General features: G+C 42.3%; 17 protein-coding genes and 1 tRNA gene. 7 read left to right on the top strand and 11 right to left on the bottom strand.

Translation table 11 applies throughout. The annotated features are described in order from the left end of the window. Positions 1–3: 3 nt before the first annotated feature. The 4 genes from AB3G73_RS03275 to wecB all read right to left on the bottom strand — a co-directional run bounded on the left by AB3G73_RS03275 (position 4) and on the right by wecB (position 6,318). Entirely contained in the window at positions 4–960 is a 957-nt protein-coding gene (locus AB3G73_RS03275; protein WP_099145810.1) for a D-2-hydroxyacid dehydrogenase, read from the bottom strand. A gap of 97 nt (positions 961–1,057) precedes the next feature. Beyond that, positions 1,058–2,329: a replication-associated recombination protein A gene (locus tag AB3G73_RS03280; protein ID WP_148367318.1), complete on the bottom strand. Its 1,272-nt coding sequence runs from the start codon at positions 2,327–2,329 to the stop codon at positions 1,058–1,060. Between the two features lie 6 nt (positions 2,330–2,335). After that, the gene (locus AB3G73_RS03285; RefSeq protein ID WP_259022834.1) at positions 2,336–4,912 is read right to left on the bottom strand and encodes a DUF5686 and carboxypeptidase-like regulatory domain-containing protein; all 2,577 of its coding nucleotides are present in this window, start codon (positions 4,910–4,912) and stop codon (positions 2,336–2,338) included. Between the two features lie 317 nt (positions 4,913–5,229). Continuing rightward, positions 5,230–6,318 (bottom strand): non-hydrolyzing UDP-N-acetylglucosamine 2-epimerase, encoded by a 1,089-nt coding sequence (gene wecB, locus AB3G73_RS03290; RefSeq protein ID WP_074557142.1) that lies wholly within the window; start codon positions 6,316–6,318, stop codon positions 5,230–5,232. Between the two features lie 92 nt (positions 6,319–6,410). Here wecB and AB3G73_RS03295 point away from each other — a divergent pair, with 92 nt between their 5' ends. Then, entirely contained in the window at positions 6,411–7,034 is a 624-nt protein-coding gene (locus AB3G73_RS03295; RefSeq protein ID WP_074557143.1) for a trimeric intracellular cation channel family protein, read from the top strand. 8 nt (positions 7,035–7,042) lie between these two features. Here the strand turns inward: AB3G73_RS03295 and AB3G73_RS03300 are convergent, their stop codons facing one another. From AB3G73_RS03300 to AB3G73_RS03310, 3 genes are all read right to left on the bottom strand, one after another. After that, positions 7,043–7,540: a DUF4251 domain-containing protein gene (locus AB3G73_RS03300; RefSeq protein WP_074557144.1), complete on the bottom strand. Its 498-nt coding sequence runs from the start codon at positions 7,538–7,540 to the stop codon at positions 7,043–7,045. 125 nt (positions 7,541–7,665) lie between these two features. Then, complete coding sequence (locus AB3G73_RS03305) at positions 7,666–8,628, bottom strand: M48 family metallopeptidase (RefSeq protein ID WP_074557146.1); 963 nt, start codon at positions 8,626–8,628, stop codon at positions 7,666–7,668. A gap of 45 nt (positions 8,629–8,673) precedes the next feature. After that, the gene (locus tag AB3G73_RS03310; protein WP_074557147.1) at positions 8,674–9,234 is read right to left on the bottom strand and encodes a LemA family protein; all 561 of its coding nucleotides are present in this window, start codon (positions 9,232–9,234) and stop codon (positions 8,674–8,676) included. A 240-nt stretch (positions 9,235–9,474) separates the two neighbouring features. On the opposite strand from AB3G73_RS03310, the gene AB3G73_RS03315 reads away from it, so the two are divergent. After that, positions 9,475–9,978: an RNA polymerase sigma factor gene (locus AB3G73_RS03315; RefSeq protein ID WP_004300346.1), complete on the top strand. Its 504-nt coding sequence runs from the start codon at positions 9,475–9,477 to the stop codon at positions 9,976–9,978. Positions 9,979–10,069: 91 nt separating this feature from the next. On the opposite strand, the gene mtgA is transcribed toward AB3G73_RS03315, so the two are convergent. From mtgA to AB3G73_RS03330, 3 genes are all read right to left on the bottom strand, one after another. Continuing rightward, positions 10,070–10,813: a monofunctional biosynthetic peptidoglycan transglycosylase gene (gene mtgA, locus AB3G73_RS03320; protein WP_367742765.1), complete on the bottom strand. Its 744-nt coding sequence runs from the start codon at positions 10,811–10,813 to the stop codon at positions 10,070–10,072. Then, positions 10,791–11,507: an OmpA family protein gene (locus AB3G73_RS03325; RefSeq protein WP_148367314.1), complete on the bottom strand. Its 717-nt coding sequence runs from the start codon at positions 11,505–11,507 to the stop codon at positions 10,791–10,793. The genes mtgA and AB3G73_RS03325 overlap by 23 nt, the downstream gene beginning before the upstream one ends. Positions 11,508–11,671: 164 nt before the next feature. Further along, the gene (locus AB3G73_RS03330) at positions 11,672–13,024 is read right to left on the bottom strand and encodes an MATE family efflux transporter (RefSeq protein ID WP_148367312.1); all 1,353 of its coding nucleotides are present in this window, start codon (positions 13,022–13,024) and stop codon (positions 11,672–11,674) included. Positions 13,025–13,115: 91 nt separating this feature from the next. Here AB3G73_RS03330 and AB3G73_RS03335 point away from each other — a divergent pair, with 91 nt between their 5' ends. The 3 genes from AB3G73_RS03335 (at position 13,116) to AB3G73_RS03345 (ending at position 17,643) form a co-directional block, all read left to right on the top strand. Beyond that, entirely contained in the window at positions 13,116–14,501 is a 1,386-nt protein-coding gene (locus AB3G73_RS03335) for a GDSL-type esterase/lipase family protein (protein WP_367742768.1), read from the top strand. Positions 14,502–14,694: 193 nt separating this feature from the next. Continuing rightward, complete coding sequence (locus tag AB3G73_RS03340) at positions 14,695–16,566, top strand: PAS domain-containing sensor histidine kinase (RefSeq protein ID WP_367742772.1); 1,872 nt, start codon at positions 14,695–14,697, stop codon at positions 16,564–16,566. Between the two features lie 126 nt (positions 16,567–16,692). Next, complete coding sequence (locus AB3G73_RS03345; RefSeq protein WP_217722283.1) at positions 16,693–17,643, top strand: helix-turn-helix domain-containing GNAT family N-acetyltransferase; 951 nt, start codon at positions 16,693–16,695, stop codon at positions 17,641–17,643. A gap of 112 nt (positions 17,644–17,755) precedes the next feature. Here AB3G73_RS03345 and AB3G73_RS03350 read toward each other — a convergent pair. Further along, positions 17,756–17,828: transfer RNA gene (locus tag AB3G73_RS03350), tRNA-Lys, on the bottom strand. 120 nt (positions 17,829–17,948) lie between these two features. Between AB3G73_RS03350 and ettA the strand changes: the two genes are divergently transcribed. Both ettA and AB3G73_RS03360 read left to right on the top strand, forming a co-directional pair. Continuing rightward, a complete protein-coding gene (ettA, locus tag AB3G73_RS03355) occupies positions 17,949–19,640 on the top strand; it encodes an energy-dependent translational throttle protein EttA (protein WP_148367308.1) in 1,692 nt (563 codons plus the stop codon). Between the two features lie 216 nt (positions 19,641–19,856). Then, positions 19,857–23,150, top strand: a complete 3,294-nt coding sequence (locus tag AB3G73_RS03360; RefSeq protein ID WP_148367306.1) for a TonB-dependent receptor — start codon at positions 19,857–19,859, stop codon at positions 23,148–23,150. The last annotated feature ends 78 nt before the right edge of the window (positions 23,151–23,228 follow it).

A 23,228-nucleotide genomic window follows, 5' to 3' on the forward strand; every position in this document is an offset into this window, starting at 1 on the left:
TTTTTATTTGTTGACTATATTCTCCGGCTTTCCGGCGATATAAGCCTGAAGGTTACTGATTGCAATATTCATCAGACGTTCACGAGCCTCGATGGTTGCCCAGGCAATGTGCGGAGTGATGTAGCAGTTCTTTGCAGTTAGTAATGGATTGTCGGCACAAGGCGGTTCAGTAGAAAGCACGTCTACTCCGGCTGCATAAATTTTGCCACTGTTCAAAGCGTCTGCAAGGTCTTGTTCGTTGATAAGCGGGCCGCGACCGGTGTTGATTAAGATAGCTGTCGGCTTCATCATGGCGAGACGGCGTGCATTTACCATTTCGCGTGTCTCCGGAGTAAGCGGGCAGTGCAAACTGATAATATCACATTCGCTGAACAACTGATCTAAATCCATCTTCTTGATTTCCGGTGGTAACTGGAAGTGCGATTTAGAAGTCAATGCATACACTTGCATACCGAAACCGATCGCAACACGCGCTGTGGTATATCCGGTATTTCCCAGTCCTACCAGACCGATTTTCTTTTCCCGCAGTTCCATCAACGGAGTGTCCCAAAAACAGAAATCCTTGTTGTTGGTCCAACGACCTTTATGCACTTCTTCAGAGTGGTGTTGCACTTGTTGAGTGATGTTCAGGATATGCGCAAATACCATTTGAGCAACGGAAGCGGTGCTGTATGAAGGAATATTAGTAACGACGATTCCCCGTTCTTTTGCAGCAGCTGTGTCTACCACATTGTATCCGGTAGCCAACACACCGATATATTTCAGTTCGGGCAGTGCAGCCATGTGGTCTGCATTGATGATTACCTTGTTAGTCAGAATTGCTTCTGCACCGGCTGCACGTTCTAATACCTCTTCCGGAGCTGTACGGTCATAAATTGTACATTCTCCAAGCACCTTCATACCCTCCCAGGATAAATCTCCGGGATTGGCGGCATAGCCGTCTAAAACTACAATCTTCATTTTAATTTCAATATTATTAATATGTTATAATGTTTCCTACTGCTTTATTTTGCTTTTAGCTTTTCTTACAGAAGGGAGTGACTTATTTTACGAACACTTATTTTTTAAATTTGTCTCCCCACAACTGTATCATTCGCTCGGCATGTTTCTGCTCTGCCGGATTGTTTTGCGGTTGCCATATCCGTTTGTCTTTCAATTCGTCCGGAAGAAATTGCTGTTTGACAAAGTTACCTTCATAGCTGTGTGCATATTTATATTCCTGTCCGTATCCCAACTGTTTCATCAGTTTGGTCGGAGCATTGCGCAGATGCAAGGGGACAGGCAGATTACCAGTTGACCGGACTAACTCTAATGCATCGTTAATTGCACTGTATGCCGAGTTGCTTTTAGGGCTGGTAGCCAGATAAATCGTTGTTTCAGCCAAAGGAATCCGTCCTTCGGGCCAACCGATTTTCATCAATGTATCAAAGCACGCATTAGCGAGAAGCAATGCATTCGGGTTTGCCAAACCAATGTCCTCGGAAGCAGAGATCACAAGCCGGCGGGCAATGAAAGCAGGATCTTCGCCTCCTTCTACCATACGGGCAAGCCAGTAGATCGCTCCGTCAGGATCGCTGCCGCGGATAGACTTGATGAAAGCCGAGATAATGTCATAATGCATCTCTCCATCTTTGTCATAAGCCAGTGGATTCTGTTGCAAGCGTTCGGTCACCATTTCATCGGTGATGACAACTGTTTCCTCCGTCTCCGATTGTACAACAAGTTCCAATATATTAAGCAGTTTGCGGGCATCTCCACCGGAGAAGCGCAGCATGGCTGTTGTTTCTTTCAATTCAATTTTTCGTTCCTTCAGCACGGTATCCGTAGTGATGGCGCGTTGCAGAAGTTCCAGCAAATCTTCTTTTTCCAAAGATTTGAGTACATAAAGCTGGCAACGGGACAGGAGAGGGCGGATGACCTCGAACGACGGGTTTTCCGTTGTTGCACCAATCAGCGTGACTGTTCCGTTCTCTACAGCTCCCAACAGTGAATCCTGCTGTGACTTGCTGAACCGATGGATTTCATCGATAAACAGAATCGGACTGGACTGCGAAAAGAAACGGTTGCTCTTGGCACGGTCTATCACTTCGCGCACATCCTTCACACCGGAAGTTACAGCACTCAAAGTATAGAAAGGCGTCTCCAGTTTGTTGGCAATGATCTGTGCAAGAGTCGTTTTACCTACTCCGGGAGGTCCCCAGAGAATAAAAGAAGAGATGCGCCCTGCGTCAATCATCTTCCGCAAGATGGCTCCCGGTCCAACTAAATGTTTCTGACCGATATATTCATCCAAAGTTTTTGGCCGTAACCGTTCTGCTAAAGGTTGCATAATTTTTTAGAATACCATTAATACCATGAAACGAATACCGTTTTTGTTGATACCCGGATTATCACGGTAAGTGAAACGATGTACATATTCAATGTGCAGCAACTTGAAAATGTTGTAGATACCTACACTTCCTTCGATATACGGCACTTTCGGGTCCATTACGAAACTGGTGAACTTACCGTCGCGTGTCGGGAAACGGAACAAATCGGGATTGTTGCTCTTAAACGGATTATTCTTATCCGTCAATGTTCCCCACAAGGCACGTACGCGGAACATTTCCCTCCATTTCAAGTTCTTGATAAGGGGAATACGGTTGAATAGTTTTCCATTCATATCATAAGATAATGACATGGAAGCGTAACGGTCGTTCAGGAATTCCATGTTATTAATCAAGTTGAACGTTTCGCGCTGGGTGATGTAGGACAAGTTAGCTTCCGGCAAGATCAACAATGGGAAAGGAACCGTGTTCCATTCAGCACCTGCTTTTAAGCTACAGTCAATCTTTCCCCAGGAAGAGGGAAGCCAGAAACGTTTCCACACACTTGCTTCCGTACGGTTAAAACTGTAATCTCCGCCTAGTACTCCTTTGAAACCCATGGCGTGAGTCAATGTAAAGATAGGAGCATCCAGCGATACGGGCACGCGGCGTTGTTTGGAGTTGACAAATGATTCGCCCGGAGCATAACGCAGCGTCAGACTTGCTTCCGAAGTCGTGACATCATGTACACGGGTTTGTGCGGCATCATTGCGCAGATATTCCAGTTTGCCGGTAGGTTCGTCGTTGCGATGGCGCAGCATGGCTTTCACTCCGAATCCTGTCAGCGTTTCAAGTTCATAATTAATGGTAGCGTCGCGCATATACGACATTTGGTCTACTGTCGTTGTTTTTACCGACAGGAAGATATTGTCTTTATCCGTGAACAGGAATTTATCCATCGGAGACATTACGTCATAACTGTACGTAGCCGAAAGATAATGTTTCGGGAATTCCCAGACTACATAATCGCGTTTATTAAACGAATAAGTCACCGTACCGCTATATTTCCAGCGTTCGTCTTTCAGACCGTAAGCTCCGTATCCGTTCAAGAACCAGTGTTTATGGAAATGAGCCGTTGTCATGCCGCTCAACCGGAAACGGGTACCATCAATGTAGTTGCTCGAAATCATGGTGTTGATAGGGCCGATATCCACTTTGCTCGGATGGCCTTTGCTTCCTGTTTCCACAAAGTTTTCAATCAGTGCTTTCGCTCCGAAGATGATGTACTTGAATCCCGGTATCTGTTCGAGGCGGTTGACGAATACATCCATCGAGCTTTCTTTCTTCGTCAGCGGTACTTGACGGACACTTGCCCAATATTCATCGCTTTTCGAAAGCATATCCGCTTCTTTTATCACGCTGCCTTTCAACCGGAACAGTCGTTGTTCGATAGGATCGAATTTATAATTACTATATTTTGTAGTTCGTTCCACCTGCAATCCGCCTGCCGTTTTGTTGGAATTCCAGGATAGGTCTACGGTCATGTCATCATCCGCCAATACCCAGTTGCCGTTAGGAAGTTGCTCGTACTGTTGCACGATGTCCATGCGGTTGACGAAGTTTACCCCTGTCTTTTTAGGCAGGTTCATCGTACACTTCTGAACGGCATAAGTAGAGTCGTTCAATACGTAAAGATGTCCGGTGAATCCGAAGTCCTGCGAGTTTTGCGGAACAAACGTAAGGTGGACACATTCGCGCCTGTTTACCATCAATGTGTCCATCAGATAATATTTATAAAATGAGATGGCATTGTTACCGATAGGGCTCACGAAGCGCTGTTGGAGCAACCGGATATCATCGTCGTAGATATTGATGTCAGCAAATACGTCTTTCAGTACAGTGCCGAGCATATCTCCTGTGGAGAAGAATTCTTCTATACCATTGGAGTTCTTGCCTTTGATGATCGTTTTTTTGTTTTCGGGATTTTTGCGATAGATGGTTTGCGAAGCCGTCTCCTGTACGGAAATCGGGAGAATCAATTTATTGGTTGTTTCCGAAACTTCCACCTGATCTTTTAGGAATGAATATTTCTTGTAGATTCCTTTTTCCAGTTTTTCCGGCGTGAGGTCGTTGATAGACATCTTCATTTTCTCGTACTTGTCGTACTGATAGTATTCATTCACTTCAAGGACTTGTGCCTTTTTGTGTTCGATTACTTTCTTCATGAATTCGACTGCCGGGTTGTTTTTACGGGAGTATTTTTCCTTTTGAGGTTTCACTACAACCTCGTTCAGGAGCACATTATCCGGAGCCAGCTTAACGTTTACCGTCTGATTGTTGGAACCGACTTTAACTGTTTTACTGATATAACCTACAGCGGAGAACACAAGAGTTCCTCCGTTTCTGCGGGCTTCAAGACTGTATTCTCCGTCAATATTGGTGATGGTACCCATATCTCTCTTTTCCTGATAGTAAACAGAGATATACATCAATGGCTCGTGGGTAACAGAATCAGTGACTACCCCTTTTATTTGCTGCGCAAAAGCATTTGAAGCTGCCAATACGAGTAAGAACAGTATAAGTATTTTGCTATATTGTTGTTTCATAACGTACGTAGTAGGGCGCAAAGTTAACAAATAACTCTAAGGATAACAGAATATATAACTTTTTTTACCCATCGTTTTTTGTTGTTTACAAGCTTTGGTTGTCCGTCAATGAAAGGGAATGGGGCAATTCACCTTTCGATAAATTAGTTTCCCGCGTAGATAGTGATTGTTTCTCTATGGGAAACCTTTGTTCCCCCTATGGGGAAACTCTTGTTTCTCTACGGGGGAACAACAGTTCCCTTACGGGGTAAATAAAGTCTTCCGGCATGAAATGGAAAGTAACGTGCCGGAAGATGAAATGTATCCCTGTAGCAGTACTATTTTTTATCAGTCAATATCTGCACGATACGTTCTGCTGTACGCCCGTCCCAACGCTCGGGAAGTTCGCCTCTTTTCCATTCACCTTGCATCAGGGTGTTCATTGCTTTGGCAAGCAGGGCAGGATCTTCCCCGACAAGTTCGTTGGTTCCCATGCGCCATGTTTCGGGATGTTCGGCATACGTGTTGAGCGTGATACATGGAATACCCATAAATGTTGCTTCTTCGGCCACATTGCCCGAATCCGTAATGATTCCTTTTGCCTTGTTTATCAGATAACCGAAGAACAGGTAATTCTGTGGCGGCATTATGTGGAGGTTCGGAGCTTCGATGCCTAATTCTTTGATGGCATTTCGTACGTATGTGTGCAGCGGTGCTACGATAGGCATACCGGCAGATTTTTCAATGATTGTTTTCAGCAACTGACGCAGGTTTCCTTTGTTGTTCAGCAATACGCGACGGTTGAGGGTGAGCAGGAGATAATTTCCCTCTTGCAGTCCCAATACGGAAAACCATATCGGTTTGAGCAAACGGTTCCGGTTGTAACGAACGGTATCTATGAGAATGTTGCCTACATAATATACATTTTCACTTTCCGTTCCTGTCTGGTTCAGGTTGCGGTTGGCAACCATGCCGGCAGTGAATAGATAGTCGGATATTCCATCTGTAATCATGCGGTTGACCTCTTTCGGCATCTTCATGTCGAAAGAACGGGTTCCGGCTACGAGATGCGCTACCTTGATTCCTTGTTTCTTGGCAACGATGGCACAGCTCATGGTGGCAGTCAGATCGTCTACCACGAGAACTACGTGTGCCGGATTCTCCGTCAGTTCCTGTTCGAAGGCTATCATGATTCCGGCTGTCAAACTCGTTGGATTACTGCTTTCCACTCCCAGATAAACATCGGGAGCTTTCATATCAAGGTCCGAAAAGAGAGAAGCATCCAGACTTGTATCGTCTTTCCTTCCTGTATATACCAGTCGGTAAGAGATACTTTTACCCAGCGCCCGTGCGGCCTCAATAGCGCGTGTAATGGGAGCTATCTTCATAAAATTGGGGCGTGCCCCCGCAACAATTGTTATTTTCATATTGTTTCTATCTTATTCGGTTTAATTCGTGAAGCAAAAGTACATTTTCTTACGGAATTTATTTGTTACTTTGCATACAAAATAACAAATATATGCCCACATTCGTTCAAATTCTTGATTTTATAGGCACATTTGCCTTTGCTATTAGTGGCATCCGGCTGGCTTCGGCGAAACGTTTCGACTGGTTCGGTGCTTATGTGGTAGGACTTGCTACAGCTATCGGTGGCGGTACCATCCGTGATGTCCTGCTCGATGTGACACCGGGATGGATGACTGATCCTATATATCTGATTTGTACGGGACTGGCTTTGCTGTGGGTGATCTGTTTCGGACGTTCGCTCATACGGCTCAATAATACTTTCTTTATTTTCGACACTATCGGCTTGGCATTGTTTACCGTGGTAGGTGTAGGCAAGAGCATTGCTTTAGGCTATCCTTTCTGGGTGGCGATTATCATGGGTAGCATTACGGGAGCAGCAGGTGGAGTGATTCGTGACGTTTTTATCAATGAAATACCTCTCATTTTCCGAAAAGAAATTTATGCAATGGCCTGCGTCGTAGGTGGTATTGCATACTGGATTTGCGACGCCACAGGTCTGGAATCATACGCCTGTCAGTTGATTGGCGGACTGGCGGTATTCCTGACCCGCATCTTAGCTGTCAAATATCATATCTGCCTGCCTATATTAAAAGGTAGTGAAGAGCCGGAAGAATAAGGACGGCATTACTTTTCCTCCTTTATATCCAGTTCTCCCTGAAAACTAATGGACTGACGGTTTTGCATATTGACATCGATACTTGCCGAACCGTTGGGGAAGACTTTGGCTCTGAATTCATATCTGTCTTCAGGATTACGTGCAACGAATTTGATAACGGCATTCCCTTTCTTGTCCATTTCCATATTATATTCTTTAAGGATGGCTTTGAAATTCAGTCCGTCACCTCCGCCATACGGGATGCTATAAGCCCGTCCATAATAAGGCAAATAAGAAATAACAGAATCATTTCTGATTGTCAGTGAGTAGGAAGACGTCAAAGGGATGGAGCGTCCGCGCATCGGCATGGCAGTGTTGACATCTATCTTGTAATTTTCTGATTCAATCAGTTTCTTTACCGCTTCTTTTTTCTGTTCCTTCTTTTCCTTCTTACTTTGAGCCGAAAGGGTAGGGATTCCCATTAATAAGGCTAATAACAGCATAAAGATTTGTTTCTTCGTTCTCATATCAGTTGTATTTAGGTTGATGTATATATGTATAACAACCAAATATACTAAAAAGACAGGGATACTTCTGTTTCTTTTAATGAAAATTAAACAGAAATCCCTGTCTTTTATAAGTTTAGCCCGATTTAGAACTGTTCCAGTATTTCAATTCGCTTTTCGATAGGAGGATGAGTGGCGAACAACCCGCTAAGTCCGCTGAATATACTTTTAGAATTCTTTTTGGGATTCTGAATAAATAATTGTGCCACGTCTTTCCTTTCTACTGCCTCGATGGCAGGGTCTGCCGATATTTTGCGGAGAGCGTTGGCCAGTGCTAATGGGTTTTTCGTCATTTCTGCCGAACCTGCATCTGCCATGTATTCGCGTTTGCGTGAAATGGCAAAGCGCATCAGGCTTGCGAAGAGATAGCCGATGGCGGCTATCACTAAAGCGATAAGAATAAAGAGAAACACGCCGCCGCTACCTTTATTGTTACTACGCACGCGTATGTGCGTGATGGCATAAAATGTGATTTCTGTCAGCATGGAAAAGATCCCGACAAAGACGATGGAAATAATCAGCAGGCGCACGTCACGGTTACGGATGTGACTTAGCTCGTGCGCAATTACCGCTTCCAGTTCCTCATCATTTAGTTTCCGGATGATACCTTCCGATAGGGTAACGGTGTATGTGCGTTCGTTGATACCGCTGGCAAATGCATTCAGGGAACTGTCATAGATGATATTGATTTTCGGCATTTTCATGCCTTGAGACATACAAAGGTTTTCCACCAGATTATAAACTCGTTTATTCTCCCGACGGTTCAACGGCTTGGAACCGGTGGCGGAATTGATAATACTTGTGTTAGCCCAATAGGCAATCAGAAACCAAATTAATACGATCCCCATGGTATATGGCAACGAAGAGAAGAAGAAATGATTGACCATTGGCATTATTTCTATTTCCATACTCTTTCCGTATCCAAAAAGAACCAACAGGTAACAGGATAAATAGAGGAGTGCCGCTACGAGACAAGGAAACAGGAATAGCAGAAACGCAGAGCGCAGATTATTCCGGCTCTGCTGTGTTTGGATTCCGACGTATTGCATGCGTGTTCGACTTTTGTAATTGGATGGACGGTGTAAATAAAGGTTTTAGAAACTAATTTTAGGTGCCTGCTCCAGATTCGCACGTTCGTTTTTTCCCAAGTCGAACATTATTTCTCTTTGGAATCCGGTCATTCCTGCTATTATATTCGACGGGAATGTCTGCACGGCATTATTGTATTCTTTAGTGGCCGAGTTGAAGTAGCGGCGGACAGCAGCCAGTTTATTTTCTACGTCAGAAATTTCTTCCTGTAATTGCAGGAAATTCTGATTAGCTTTCAGATCGGGGTAAGCTTCGAGGGTAATCTTCAATCCGGCAAGAGCGGAGCTTAATTGGTTTTCGGCAGCTATCTTATCGTCAATCGTTTTTGCACTGACTGCACCGTTACGTGCCTGAATCACCCGGTCGAGCGTTTCTTTCTCATGTGCGGCATATCCTTTCACAGTGTCTACCAGTTGTGGAATGAGATCATGACGTTGTTTCAACTGCACATCGATGTCGGCAAATGCGTTTTCACGATTGTTTCTCAATTTCACTAATGAGTTGTACATGGAGGCGAAAATAATGCCCAGCAATACAATAATTCCTACAATAATAAGTATGGTCATAGCCTTTTGTTTTATTTAGTAATATAAAATCAAAAGTAATCTATTTGGTTCTTTTAACCAAGAGATAGAGAATATATTTACTAAATACCACCTAAAAACTATCAGAAAGCACCTAAAATCTATCATTTGATAGAATAACCCCCTAAAAAATGACGAATTATCCCCTGTTGGATACACAAAAAACCTTTAAACTTGCAAACGTCGAGAAAAACGAAATATTAACCATAAAACCATTAAAGTATGAAAAGTTTAAGTTTCAGAAAAGATTTAATTGGAGTACAGGAGGAGTTGCTTCGTTTCGCTTATAAATTAACGGCCAACCGTGAAGAAGCAAATGATTTATTGCAGGAAACATCTTTAAAAGCATTAGACAATGAAGAGAAATATGTTCCGGACACAAATTTCAAAGGATGGATGTACACAATCATGCGTAACATCTTTATTAATAACTACCGCAAAATAGTACGCGATCAGACCTTTGTTGATACCACTGATAATTATTATCACTTAAATCTGCCACAAGATTCAGGATTTGAAAGTACCGAAGGTGCTTATGACCTGAAAGAGATGCATCGCATCGTCAACGCACTCCCCCGGGAGTATAAGATTCCTTTCTCCATGCATGTATCAGGTTTCAAATACCGTGAGATTGCAGAAAAATTAGGATTACCATTAGGTACAGTGAAGAGCCGTATATTCTTCACCCGTCAACGTTTACAACAAGAGTTGAAAGATTTTGTATAAATGAGGATAACGCATACAAACAAGCTTATAAGCAAAAGGAGCAAGGGGATAGATCCTCGTTGCTCCTTTCTTTTTATTTATGATTCAATTGTCACTTGCTTTTCTTGTTTTTGCCTTTTTTCTTTTCAACGGCTTTTTCTTCAGGTGGAAATTTTGGAACCAGATTCATCAGCCGTAATATCTGCTTTTGTCGTTTTAATATGTATGACGAAGGTTTCGCCGAGTTAAACCGTATCGGATTGGGCAGGGTAGCGGCGATAAGTGCGCATTGTCCCCGGGTCAGCTGGGCGGCTGTTGTTCCGAATTTGATCTTTGCGGTAGCTTGTGCGCCGTAGATGCCATTTCCCATTTCTATAGAGTTGAGATAGACTTCCATGATCCGTTCTTTCGACCAGAACAGTTCGATGAGAAACGTAAAGTAGACTTCGAGTCCCTTGCGTACCCATGAAGATTGCGGCCATAAGAACACATTCTTGGCTGTCTGCTGACTGATGGTGCTTGCTCCGCGTTTCCGTTTGCGTGTTTCGTTCTCTTTTATCGCCTTCTTGATTTCTACAAGATCGAATCCGTTGTGTTCGGCAAAACGGTTGTCTTCGGAGGCTATGACCGCCATCGGCAGGTTGGGAGATATCTTATCAAAAGAAACCCACGTGTGCTTCCACGTGGGTTTATCTCCTGAAAAAATCTGCTGAACGCTTCGGATAACCATCAACGGAGTGACATAAACCGGCATAAACCGATACACAATCACTGCCAACAGGGTGGATGCAAAGAAGAAAATCAGCAGGTTGCGCGTATAGCGCAGAATTTTTTTAATTAGCAGCTGCCTGTGCATCTTTAATCATCTGTTCACTTGCGTACATGTATACTTCTACACGACGGTTTTGTTCACGACCGGCAGCAGTGTCATTGCTTGCAACGGGATCGCTTTCACCCATTCCCTGTACACCTTTGATTTGATTGGTGGAAACACCACAGCTCAACAAATAACTGGACACGCTCTGTGCACGTTCTTGTGACAAGTTCAGATTTTTCTGCTGGCTTTGTGCGGCAGTGCTGTTTTTCCAGCCCTGGTTGTCGGTGTATCCGTAGATAGACACGTCCATATCCCGGTTCTGATTGAGCACATTGTTGGCAAACTTGCTTAAAGCAGATTTAGCAGCAGCACTTAGAGTTGCATTACCGGTAGTGAAAAGAATACCCGAATCGAATGTTACTTTCACGGCTTGCAATCCGTTGTTGTCTGTTATCTGTTCTACTTGTGCGCCTTCAATTTGTTTTGCTTCTGCTGCTGCTTTGTCCATCTTCTTACCGATAAGAGCACCCGTACCTGCACCTACTGCCGTACCGATAGCAGCACCAATAGCGGCGCCTTTACCTTTACCGATAACACCTCCCAGGATTGCACCCAGTGCAGCACCCGAACCACCACCGATAGCAGCACCTTTACCAGTGTTGTTCATACTTCCACAGCTACCAAAAATCATGGCAATACTCATGAAGAGAACCATAAATTTCATCTTGTTCATAATGTTGATGTTTTTTTAAATTGGTTTATAAATAATGTTTTTATACGAATCGCTTCGTATTATAAATAACAATGCAAAGATACATATTATTTGGCAAGCGTGTACTTTTTAAGTTAAAATAACTCGGATGAATCCCCTTGTTTGTTAATAAAGGAAAATGATCATTATCCTTTTATCGTTGAAGGAATACTTAAGCACTTCTTTTTAATAATAATGAACCAACTCAAAAGAATTAAACCTTTGGCAACGGTGGTGACGCAGACTGCCCACCATATTCCTTCCACTCCCATGCCCATCCGCACAAACAGGATAGCAAGCGGAATACGCATATAGTTGCAACTGATGCTGATAATGGCGGGAGGTATGGTGCGTCCGATGCCGTAGAAAACTCCCTGCATGGTGATTTCGAGCATCATGAAGAGTTGGGAATATCCGTCGATCCGAAGGAATACACCTCCGGCTTCATAGGCTGCCTGTTCGGGCACGAATATGGCAAAAACTTCGTTTCCGAAGAAAACGAATAGCAAAGTACAGAGTGTACCGAAGATTCCCGTCATCCATAGGGTGGTGTACCAGGATTTAAGTACCCGTTCGATTCGTCCGGCAGCATAGTTTTGGGCGATGAAGGCACTTAGTGCGGTGGAGAATCCCTGTGAGGTGTTCCAGGTGATTGCTTCGATTTGTCCCCCGGTGGTGAACGTCATTAAGCCGATGTGTCCTCCCTGTTCAGAGGCAGTGCGGCAGAGGAACATGTTGACGAAGGCAAACAGTGTATTTAAGGTGGCTACGGGTAATCCCAGTTTAAGGATTCTCCGCGTGTACTTTTTCTTTAGCCGGGTGAAGAAAGGGAAACCGCCCAGCAGGGCATCCCTGCAACGCAACTGATAGATGAAAATCAGGAAAACGCTTGCTTCCGCAATCCAAGTGGCATATGCCGCACCGTTTGTTCCCAGTCCGAAACCGAATATAAAGAGTGGGTCCAGAATGATATTCAAAATCAATCCTGTGCCACTGATAAAGAACGGGATTTTGCTACGTCCTGCTGCATTATAAATTCCGGTGAAGGCAGCGGAAAGGAAAACGAAAGGTAATCCGGTAGAAACAATCCGCAGATATTGAATGGCATTGGCCGTGATATGTTCTTCAAGTTCGTAAATACGTATGATAGGTTCTGCAAATATAAAAAGGAGCCCGCCCCAGCAAATGGAAATAATTAAAGCAATCGTGATATTATGGGACGCGAAGTGGCGGGCATCTTCCTGGCTTTGTGCACCGATGGATTGTCCGACACTCACTTCAGATCCCACCTTATTTAATAAGGAAATAGAACCGGACATCCACGTCAGGATTCCGACGGAACCGATGGCGGCTACGGCTTCACTTCCCAACCGTCCTACCCATGCCATGTCTGTGAGACTATATGCCATTTGAATAAACGACGTTGCCATGATTGGCATTGCCAGATTAAACAGTTGACGGTTGATGGGGCCTTTTGTCAGATTCTTTATTCCTTGCATATAATTTTTCTATTCAAAATGAGGTGCAAAGATACGTAAAATTACTATCTTCGCACGTCTAATTATTCATTAAACAAAGTATATAGATGCTATGAAACAGAAATTTTCTACTATTTTTCTCCTGTTATTTATCTTACTGGCAGGTTCACAAGTGGTAGCACAGAATGCTCCGAAACCTTTTGATATCGAACAGCCCTCACTTCGCGTATTCCTTCCTGCACCGGAACTGGCAACGGGGCGTGCCGTGGTCGCTTGTCCGGGTGGCGGATATAGCGGTTTGGCAGTCAACCACGAGGGGGATGATTGGGCACCCTATTTCAACAAACAAGGAATTGCGTTGATTGTTTTGAAATACCGGATGCCGAAAGGCGACCGCACACTGCCAATCTCGGATGCCGAAGCTGCTATGAAAACTGTGCGTGACAGTGCTGATGTATGGAATCTGAATCCGAATGACATCGGTATTATGGGCTCTTCTGCCGGCGGACATCTGGCATCCACCATTGCCACTCATGCTAAACCGGAACTTCGTCCGAATTTCCAGATTCTTTTCTATCCTGTGATTACGATGGATAAGTCATATACCCACATGGGATCTCATGATAATCTATTTGGTAAAGATGCTTCTGCCGAACTGGAAACAGAATATTCCAATGAAAAGCAAGTGACGAAAGATACGCCGCGTGCTTTTATCGTATATAGTGATGACGATAAGGTCGTTCCACCTGCTAATGGAGTTAATTATTATCTGGCTCTGAACAAGAACAATGTTCCTTCAGTACTTCATATCTATCCTTCCGGCGGGCATGGATGGGGGATTCGTGAAGGTTTTCTTTACAAGAATGAAATGCTGAATGAACTGACATCCTGGCTCCGTAGTTTCAAAGTGCCTCATAAAGATGCTATCCGTGTAGCTTGCATCGGCAATAGCATTACGTATGGGGCACGTATCAAGAATCGCAATCGTGACAGTTATCCGGCTGTGTTAAGTCGTATGTTGGGGGAGGCTTATTGGGTAAAGAATTTCGGAGTAAGTGCACGCACTCTGTTGAACAAGGGCGATCATCCTTATATGAATGAGAAGGCTTATCGGGATGCACTGGCTTTCAATCCCAATATCGTTGTTATCAAATTGGGTACAAATGACAGTAAATCATTCAATTGGAAGTATAAGGCGGACTTCACGAAAGATTTGCAGACGATGGTAGATGCTTTCAAAGCATTGCCTGCTCAACCGAAGATTTATCTTTGCTATCCTTCCAAAGCCTATCAGACAGGAGATAATATTAACGATGATATTATCTCTAAAGAAATTATTCCGATGATAAGGAAGGTTGCTAAGAAAAATGGCCTGCCTGTTATCGATCTTCATGCGGCAATGGACGGAATGCCTGATTTGTTCCCTGATAAGATTCATCCGAATGAAGAAGGCGCTAAAGTGATGGCAAAAGCCGTTTATCAGTCCTTGAAAAAGTAAAACAGAAACGCGAGAACTACCCCAAACAAACGGTTGGGACTTTCTCTCAAAGAGATTGTTCCAACCGTTTGTTTTTTAGTTTAATGACGAATAATCTTCTTATAATATGCTAAAAAAGTATCTTTTTGAAAGTCCGGTTTGGCGGTAATATCTATTTTTGCGCCCGAAAAATATTAAAATGATAAATAGCGTTATGAATAGACTACAAGATTTTACTTTTTTCTCGCAGTTGATGGCTAACGCTAACATGGGGTGGTGGAAAGCCAATTTATCAACTGCAAGTTATGAATGTTCTGAACTTATATTGGAGTTGTTAGGTCTGGATCAGACCGGAATGATCAGTTTTGAAGATTTCAATAAACGTATTCTGAAAGAAGAGCAACCTCCTACAACTGTTCATTCTTTTGGTGTGCATCAAAGACCGGAAACGGTATATTTGCTCGATACAGTAAAAGGAGCCGTTTGGATACGCAGTAAGATTTGCTTTCGAGAAACAGACGAAGACGGAAATGAAATTGTTTATGGAATAGCCGAAGTGCAGGATGGTCCTGATATGGCATCTGCTTATCAGGCCTTGCAATACAGTGAACGTCTCTTATATAACATTTTCAAGCATTTACCCATTGGTATCGAGTTGTATGATATGGATGGGACGTTGGTGGATTTGAACGATAGGGAATTGGAGATGTTTCATGTGGAGAAGAAAGAAGACATCTTGGGTATCAATATTTTCGAGAACCCAATTTTCCCGAAGGAGATGAAAGAACGGTTGAAGATGTATGAGGATGCCGACTTTACTTTTCGTTATGACTTCTCGAAAGTCGGAACCTATTATCAGAGCTCCCGAAAGGAAGGCACGATTGATTTGGTGACTAAAGTGACTACATTATATGATAGCAAATGCCAACCGATCAATTATTTGTTGATTAATGCAGATAAGACAGAAACAACCATAGCCTATAATAAAATACAGGAGTTTGAGGAGTTTTTCGAACTGGTTGGCGATTATGCCAAGGTCGGTTATGCTCACTTTAATATTTTGAATGGACACGGCTATGCCCAAAAAAACTGGTACAGAAATGTGGGTGAATCGGATGGAACTCCGTTATCCGAGATTCTTGGTACATACCGGCATTTTCATCCCGACGACCGTGCCCTGCTGATTCAGTTTCTGGACGATGCACGAAAGGGACTTGCTGTCAAACTAGGTAAAGAGATGCGTATCCTTAGGGAGGACGGCACATGCACATGGACGTATGTCAATCTGTTAGTAAAGAGATACGCTCCGCAAGACCGGATGATTGAAATTATCAGCATTAATTATGATATTACAGAGCTAAAAAAAACAGAAGAAATGCTTGTCAAAGCACGTGATAAAGCCGAGTCATCCGATCGTTTAAAGTCTGCTTTCCTGGCTAATATGAGCCACGAGATCCGTACTCCTTTAAATGCCATTATTGGATTCTCAAGTTTGTTGGGCAGTACGGAAAATGCGGCGGAAAAAGAATTTTATAATTCCCAGATCAGTCATAACAACAAACTTCTGCTTGATCTGATTAATAATGTGATTGATCTTTCTAAGATAGAGTCCGGTTATCTGGAACTGCATCCGGATTGGGTCAATCTTACCGAACTTCTTGACGAGAGTGTAGCGGAGCACATTCATCAAGTACCCTCCGGTGTTGAACTCCTGACCCACTATCCGGAGCATGATTCTTTGGCGGAACTGGATAGGCCGCGCATTAAGCTGATATTGAGAAACTTCCTCTCGAATGCCTTAAAGAACACCACCACCGGATATGTGGAAGTCTTCTATGAGGTAGACCGGCAGTTTGTCCGAATCGGTGTTAAAGATACCGGCCGGGGTATTCCGCAGAATATGCTTGAAAAGATATTCGAAAGGTTTGAGAAGTTGGACTCTTTTGCTCAAGGGGCAGGTTTGGGCTTATCCATCTGTAAGTTGATTGTCGAAAAGATGAACGGACGGATAATAGTAGATTCCCAACTGGGAACAGGTACTACTTTTGTAATCGAATTACCGTGCCATTCTATGCCTGTTGAATAAGTATATTGGGAAAATATAAAAAAGAAAGATCCCCTTTGTTCATGACTGTTGCCATGAAAGTTTGTGATAAATAATATATTTCTTCCTTTAGTTGACAAAGTCAACTAAAGGGCGTATCTTTGCGTCATGAAACAGGAACATTTGAATAGTATAAGAGCCTTTAATAGGTTCTATACAAAGTTGTTAGGCGTACTTAATAAGTATTATTTAGAAAGTGAATTTGGACTTCCCGAGGTTCGCATTATTCAGGATGTTTATTTGCACCCTGATAGAAGTTCCAAAGATATATCCAGTGAGTTAAACATGGATAAAGGTTTGCTCTCCCGTTTATTAAAACAACTGGAACAAAAAGGGTATATATGTCGAAAAGGAACAGAAAGAGATAGTCGCATGGGGCTGATAAATCTCACACAAAAAGGATGTGAAATTTATCATCGCTTAAATGCTGCCGCTAATCAATCTGTGGAGGAAATTTTTGCACACCTGAATGATAACCAACTGCAAAAGATAATAAATAGTATGGACTTCATTTATAATACAATGAACGAAAAGGAAACAAATCTTGCAGTTAAGAAGGTTGCGCCCATTGTTATACGTCCAATAGAGGAAGAAGATAATACTTCAATTGCTTGTGTACTTCGTGCTTCAGTTGAAGAACATGACGCTCCTAAAGTCGGTACATTTTATGATGATCCACATACAGATATGATGTTTCAGACTTTTAATATAAAAAATGCAGAATATTGGGTGGTTGAATGTGACGGTGTAATATTGGGTGGTGCCGGCTTTTATCCAACTAAAGGCCTGCCCCAAGAGTATGCTGAATTGTCAAAATTCCATTTTAAACCGGAACTTAGGGGAAAAGGAATTGGAAAACGTCTACTGCAACTAATAGAACAACGAGCAATAAAGGCAGGATATACACATATGTATATTGTTTCATATCACGAGTTTGGAAATGCTGTTGCTATGTATGAAAAATGCGGATATAAGCATATAAGTAGTGCATTAGATAAGTCAGGGCTTTATCAGGACGCACCTTTTCATATGGTGAAAGAGTTGCAGAGAAAAGTGTGACTATCATTTTTAGAAAATATGATAGTGATTATTGATTACGGATATAATATAAAAAAAACTCCTGCAATACCTTGATATTGTAGGAGTTATCTTTTTCTGTTCTGTGTTTCAGTGATCCGCCTGGGGCTCGAACCCAGGACCCCAACATTAAAAGTGTTGTGCTCTACCTGCTGAGCTAGCGAATCGGTCCTTCAGTGCTTTCTTTCGAATGCGGGTGCAAAGGTAGAACATTTTTTTATAACTCCAAAAGAATTCAAACATTTTTCTTATCTTTGTGCCATTATCAACAATATATAATCATACATATGGCTGCTGACGATAAAAAAATTATCTTCTCGATGGTGGGAGTGAGCAAGGCTTTCACCCCCAATAAGAATGTGCTGAAAGACATTTACCTGTCGTTTTTCTATGGAGCGAAAATCGGTATTATCGGTTTGAACGGTTCCGGTAAATCAACGTTATTGAAGATCATCGCCGGTTTGGAGAAATCCTATCAGGGAGAAGTGGTGTTCTCTCCGGGATATTCCGTGGGTTACCTGGCACAGGAACCTTATTTAGACAACACAAAGACAGTAAAAGAAGTAGTAATGGAAGGTGTGCAACCCATTGTTGACGCACTGACAGAATACGAAGAAATCAATCAGAAGTTCGGTTTACCGGAGTACTACGAGGATCAGGATAAGATGGATGCTCTTTTTGCTCGTCAGGGCGAACTGCAAGATATCATTGATGCGACTGATGCATGGAATCTGGATAGCAAACTGGAACGTGCGATGGATGCTCTCCGTTGTCCGCCTGAAGATCAGCCGGTAGAAAACCTGTCCGGAGGTGAACGTCGCCGGGTAGCTTTATGTCGTTTGTTGTTGCAGAAACCGGATGTGCTCTTGCTGGACGAACCTACCAACCACTTGGATGCAGAATCTATCGACTGGTTGGAACAACATCTTCAGCAATATGAAGGTACGGTTATTGCCGTGACGCACGACCGTTACTTCCTCGATCATGTAGCCGGATGGATTCTCGAACTAGACCGTGGTGAAGGTATTCCCTGGAAAGGTAACTACTCTTCCTGGTTGGAGCAGAAGACAAAACGTATGGAAATGGAAGAAAAGACCGTCAGCAAACGTCGCAAAACACTGGAACGTGAGTTGGAATGGGTGCGCATGGCTCCGAAAGCCCGTCAGGCAAAGGGTAAGGCACGTCTTAACTCTTATGACAAGTTGCTGAATGAAGACGTGAAAGAGAAAGAAGAAAAACTTGAAATCTTCATTCCGAATGGTCCGCGTCTGGGTAATAAAGTCATTGAAGCGAAACAGGTGGCTAAAGCATACGGCGATAAACTGTTGTTTGACGATTTGAACTTTATGCTTCCTCCTAATGGTATTGTCGGTGTGATCGGTCCCAATGGTGCGGGAAAGACGACACTGTTCCGTCTGATTATGGGATTGGAGACAGTAGATAAAGGAGAATTTGAAGTAGGAGAGACTGTAAAGGTGGCGTATGTAGACCAGCAACACAGAGACATTGATCCGAATAAGAGTGTTTACCAGATAATTTCCGGTGGCAATGAGTTGATCCGCATGGGAGGACGTGACATCAATGCGCGTGCATACCTTTCCCGTTTCAATTTCTCCGGAGGCGATCAGGAAAAACTTTGCGGTGTACTGTCCGGTGGTGAAAGAAACCGTTTACACTTGGCGATGGCTTTGAAAGAAGAAGGCAATGTACTGTTGCTCGATGAGCCTACCAATGATATTGACGTAAACACACTGCGTGCTTTGGAAGAAGGTCTGGAAGATTTTGCCGGCTGTGCCGTAGTTATCTCGCATGACCGTTGGTTCCTCGACCGTATCTGTACACACATTCTGGCTTTTGAAGGAGACTCCAATGTATTCTACTTCGAAGGGTCTTATTCAGAATACGAAGAAAATAAAATGAAACGTTTGGGAAATGAAGAGCCGAAGCGTGTTCGTTATAGAAAGTTAATGACTGACTAGTATAAAGTAATAGATTGAAGCATTTCTAATGCTTTCTGTTTCAAAATAAAAGGCTCTGCAAATATTGTAGAGCCTTTATCATTTTATAAGGTAGTAAAACGTTTATCTCTCTTAAAAAATTGTAGTATAATCGTAATGTAGTTCTAAATATTATTAATTATATTTGTGCACAGTTTTTAAAAGCAAACAATTTATATTAACTAATCAACTACATTTATGTTAAAGAGAATGCGATCTTTCTTAGTGCTAGTAATGTTGTTTATTGCTGTCACGATGAGCGCGCAGGTTACAACAGCCACGATGAGTGGTAAAGTGACCGCACAAGATGAACCAATCATTGGAGCAACAGTCGTTGCGGTTCACGAACCATCAGGCACTCGTTATGGTACAGTGACTAACGTCAGTGGTCAATTTAATCTGCAGGGTATGCGTACCGGCGGCCCTTACAAAGTAGAAATTTCTTATGTTGGTTATCAAACAGCAATTTACAAGGGAATTAATCTTTTATTGGGAGAGAATTATGTTTTAAATGTTTCTTTAAAAGAGAGTTCAGAACTGTTGGACGAAGTAGTAGTGACTGCTTCTAAAGAGAGTAATATGAAGTCTGACAGAGCCGGTGCTGTAACTAACCTTACCAGTGCAAAAATCGCTTCCATTCCTACAGTGAGCCGCAGCATGAATGATATCATGCGTTTATCTCCACAATCCAACACAACATCTAATGGTTTTGCAGCTGGTGGTGGTAACTATCGTCAGTCATTTGTAACAGTGGATGGTGCTTCATTTAATAACGCTTTCGGTATCGGTTCTAACTTACCGGCAGGTGGGGCTCCTATTTCTTTGGATGCACTGGAACAGCTTTCTGTTTCTATCACTCCGTATGATGTCCGTCAGAGTGGTTTTACTGGTGCAGCTATCAATGCTGTTACTAAATCCGGTACAAATGAATTGACTGGTTCTGCTTATACGTTCTTAACAAACAACAATTTGATAGGTGATAGAGTAGGTGATGGTTCAATTGAACTTGAAAAATCTCATCAATATACTTATGGTGCAACTTTAGGTGGTGCTATCATTAAAAATAAGTTATTTTTCTTCGTGAATGGAGAATATGAAGATGACTTGACAGCAGGTCCCGTTGCACGTGCACGTAATAATGATGGTGAGAAATATGGGGAGAACGGTATACATCGTCCTGTTGCTTCCAAAATGGATGAAATTCGTGATTATCTGATTAATACCTATGATTATGATCCGGGAGTATATCAAGGATATAATGTAAAGGTGCCATCATATAAGTTTCTGGCACGTGTGGACTGGAATATTAATGAGAACAATAAAGTGAATGTTCGTTTCTCTAAAACTAATAATAGATATGACGCTTCTCCATCTTCTTCTGTCAATCCGATGACAGCGGGTACGATTTTTCCGGGTAGTACTACAGCAGGTATTTCTGCGGAGAAAGGAGCTACTTCTGACGAGGGTTTGTATTTTAGGAATACGCGTTATCGTCAAGAACAGAGATTTACATCTATTGCTGCCGAGTGGAATTCAAAATGGGGAGTGTTGAATAATACCTTGCGTGGAACCTATTCATATCAGGATGAACCTCGTTCTTATGATGGCGGTATATTCCCAACTACTTATATATTGGAGGATGGTGCGGTATATGCAATGTTCGGTACCGAATTATTTACCGAGGGAAATATTCGTCAAGTGAAGTCATTTACTATTACTGATGAAGCTACTTGGACATGGGGTAATCATAATTTTATGGCTGGCTTACAGTTTGAGTCCAACAAAGCTTTAAATGGATATATGCAAGGTGCAAATGGTGCCTATGTTTATAGTTCATGGGATGATTTTGTAACAGGAAAGAAGCCGTTTTCATTTTTGATTACCCACTCTAATTCTGCAGACTTGTCACAGTTTACCTCTAAGATGAGACAAACACAATATTCTGCATATATTCAAGATCAATGGAATATCAGTGAGAATTTTAAGTTGACAGCAGGTCTTCGTTTTGAGTTGCCAGTGTATCCATCTTTAAAAGATAACTATAATGCTGAATATGCCAAGTTGGATTTCGGTGGTCGTAAATTTACTACGGATCAGGTACCGGGCAATTCCTTATCTGTTTCTCCCCGTATTGGTTTCAATTGGGATATTACAGGGGAGCGTAAATATGTGTTGCGTGGAGGTACAGGATACTTTGTAGGACGTATGCCGTTTGTGTGGTTAGTTTCGGCTGTAGGAAATTCAGGTGTAGGGCAGACACAATATGGTTATAATATTGGTCAAAGTTCTACTCCAGGTGCAGTTGCTCCTAATTTCTATACAGATGCGAAAGATATGCTGGAGGATATTTATCAAGGCAACTTTACTCCACAAGTTAGTATTCCTAGTACTCCTACTATCATTGATAAAGATTTGAAGATGCCTGCTACTTGGAAAACTTCATTAGCTTTTGATACCAAGTTACCAGGTGATATTGACTTTACATTAGAGGGTATTTACAATCGCGACTTTAATCCGGCTGTTATTTCCAATGCTAATATTTATGCTGATGGAACAAAAACAATTAGCAAAAATGACATACGTACTGCTTATAAGAGCTATAATGCTGGTACAGGTGCCTATTTGATTGAAAATGGTGGTTCAAAAGCATACTATCTGTCGTTGACTGCTCAATTGCATAAGAATTTTGATTTTGGTTTGGATGTTTCATTCGCTTATACTTATTCTCGCGCACGTTCTTATGGAGACGGCATTGGTGACCAAGTAACTTCTGCATATAAAACCAATACTTATGCTGTCAATGGTATTAATGACCATGAATTGGGTTATGGTACTTACGTGGCACCTCACCGTATAATTGCATCATTAGGTTATTCAAAAGCTTATGCTAAACACTTTAGATCAAGCGTTTCATTTATTTATGAGGGCGCTCCATTAGGATATGCAGGTGGAAGCTATTCTTATTCCCGCTATTCATATACTTACACTAAAAATATAGTAGGTGATGGTGGTGCTAATAATTTGCTGTATGTTCCTGCTACTAAAGATGAATTGACATTTAAAGATGTAACCTCAAAGACTGGTGAAGTGACTTATTCAGCTGAACAGCAGAAAGAAGATTTCTGGAACTTTGTTCAACAGGACAAATATTTGAAAAAACGTTTAGGCAAATATGCAGAGCGTGGTGGTGCAGTGATGCCTTGGCATCATCAGTTGGATTTCAAATTTAATCAAGATTTCTATATGATGATAGGTGGTAAGAAGAATCTATTGCAGTTTGGTATAGATATTCAGAATCTGGCTAACCTACTAAATAAGGACTGGGGATTGTATAAGACTGTAAATTCTATTACTCCGTTAGCAGATAATGGTGATGGAACATTTACCATGCAAAAAGCTAGTGGTCAAATATTAAACTCCACATATAAGAATTATGCAAGTACAGCTTCTACTTATCGTGTGATGTTTAGTTTGCGTTATATCTTCAATTAATATACTATTATTGAAGTTCTTAATATAAAAAAGCTGTCTCGTGAAAACGAGGCAGCTTTTTTTATTATCAGTAATTGA

This window comes from Bacteroides sp. L008, assembly GCF_040812255.1.
GTDB classification, from domain to species: Bacteria; Bacteroidota; Bacteroidia; order Bacteroidales; family Bacteroidaceae; genus Bacteroides; species Bacteroides vicugnae.

Bases quoted from the DNA above. Each gene is read 5' to 3' on its own strand.
- AB3G73_RS03325 (WP_148367314.1), bottom strand. From the start codon at position 11,507: ATGAACAAGATGAAATTTATGGTTCTCTTCATGAGTATTGCCATGATT.
- wecB (WP_074557142.1), bottom strand. From the start codon at position 6,318: ATGAAAATAACAATTGTTGCGGGGGCACGCCCCAATTTTATGAAGATA.
- AB3G73_RS03280 (WP_148367318.1), bottom strand. From the start codon at position 2,329: ATGCAACCTTTAGCAGAACGGTTACGGCCAAAAACTTTGGATGAATAT.
- AB3G73_RS03340 (WP_367742772.1), top strand. From the start codon at position 14,695: ATGAATAGACTACAAGATTTTACTTTTTTCTCGCAGTTGATGGCTAAC.
- AB3G73_RS03300 (WP_074557144.1), bottom strand. From the start codon at position 7,540: ATGAGAACGAAGAAACAAATCTTTATGCTGTTATTAGCCTTATTAATG.
- ettA (WP_148367308.1), top strand. From the start codon at position 17,949: ATGGCTGCTGACGATAAAAAAATTATCTTCTCGATGGTGGGAGTGAGC.
- mtgA (WP_367742765.1), bottom strand. From the start codon at position 10,813: ATGCACAGGCAGCTGCTAATTAAAAAAATTCTGCGCTATACGCGCAAC.
- AB3G73_RS03305 (WP_074557146.1), bottom strand. From the start codon at position 8,628: ATGCAATACGTCGGAATCCAAACACAGCAGAGCCGGAATAATCTGCGC.
- AB3G73_RS03295 (WP_074557143.1), top strand. From the start codon at position 6,411: ATGCCCACATTCGTTCAAATTCTTGATTTTATAGGCACATTTGCCTTT.
- AB3G73_RS03315 (WP_004300346.1), top strand. From the start codon at position 9,475: ATGAAAAGTTTAAGTTTCAGAAAAGATTTAATTGGAGTACAGGAGGAG.
- AB3G73_RS03345 (WP_217722283.1), top strand. From the start codon at position 16,693: ATGAAACAGGAACATTTGAATAGTATAAGAGCCTTTAATAGGTTCTAT.
- AB3G73_RS03285 (WP_259022834.1), bottom strand. From the start codon at position 4,912: ATGAAACAACAATATAGCAAAATACTTATACTGTTCTTACTCGTATTG.
- AB3G73_RS03310 (WP_074557147.1), bottom strand. From the start codon at position 9,234: ATGACCATACTTATTATTGTAGGAATTATTGTATTGCTGGGCATTATT.
- AB3G73_RS03360 (WP_148367306.1), top strand. From the start codon at position 19,857: ATGTTAAAGAGAATGCGATCTTTCTTAGTGCTAGTAATGTTGTTTATT.
- AB3G73_RS03330 (WP_148367312.1), bottom strand. From the start codon at position 13,024: ATGCAAGGAATAAAGAATCTGACAAAAGGCCCCATCAACCGTCAACTG.
- AB3G73_RS03275 (WP_099145810.1), bottom strand. From the start codon at position 960: ATGAAGATTGTAGTTTTAGACGGCTATGCCGCCAATCCCGGAGATTTA.
- AB3G73_RS03335 (WP_367742768.1), top strand. From the start codon at position 13,116: ATGAAACAGAAATTTTCTACTATTTTTCTCCTGTTATTTATCTTACTG.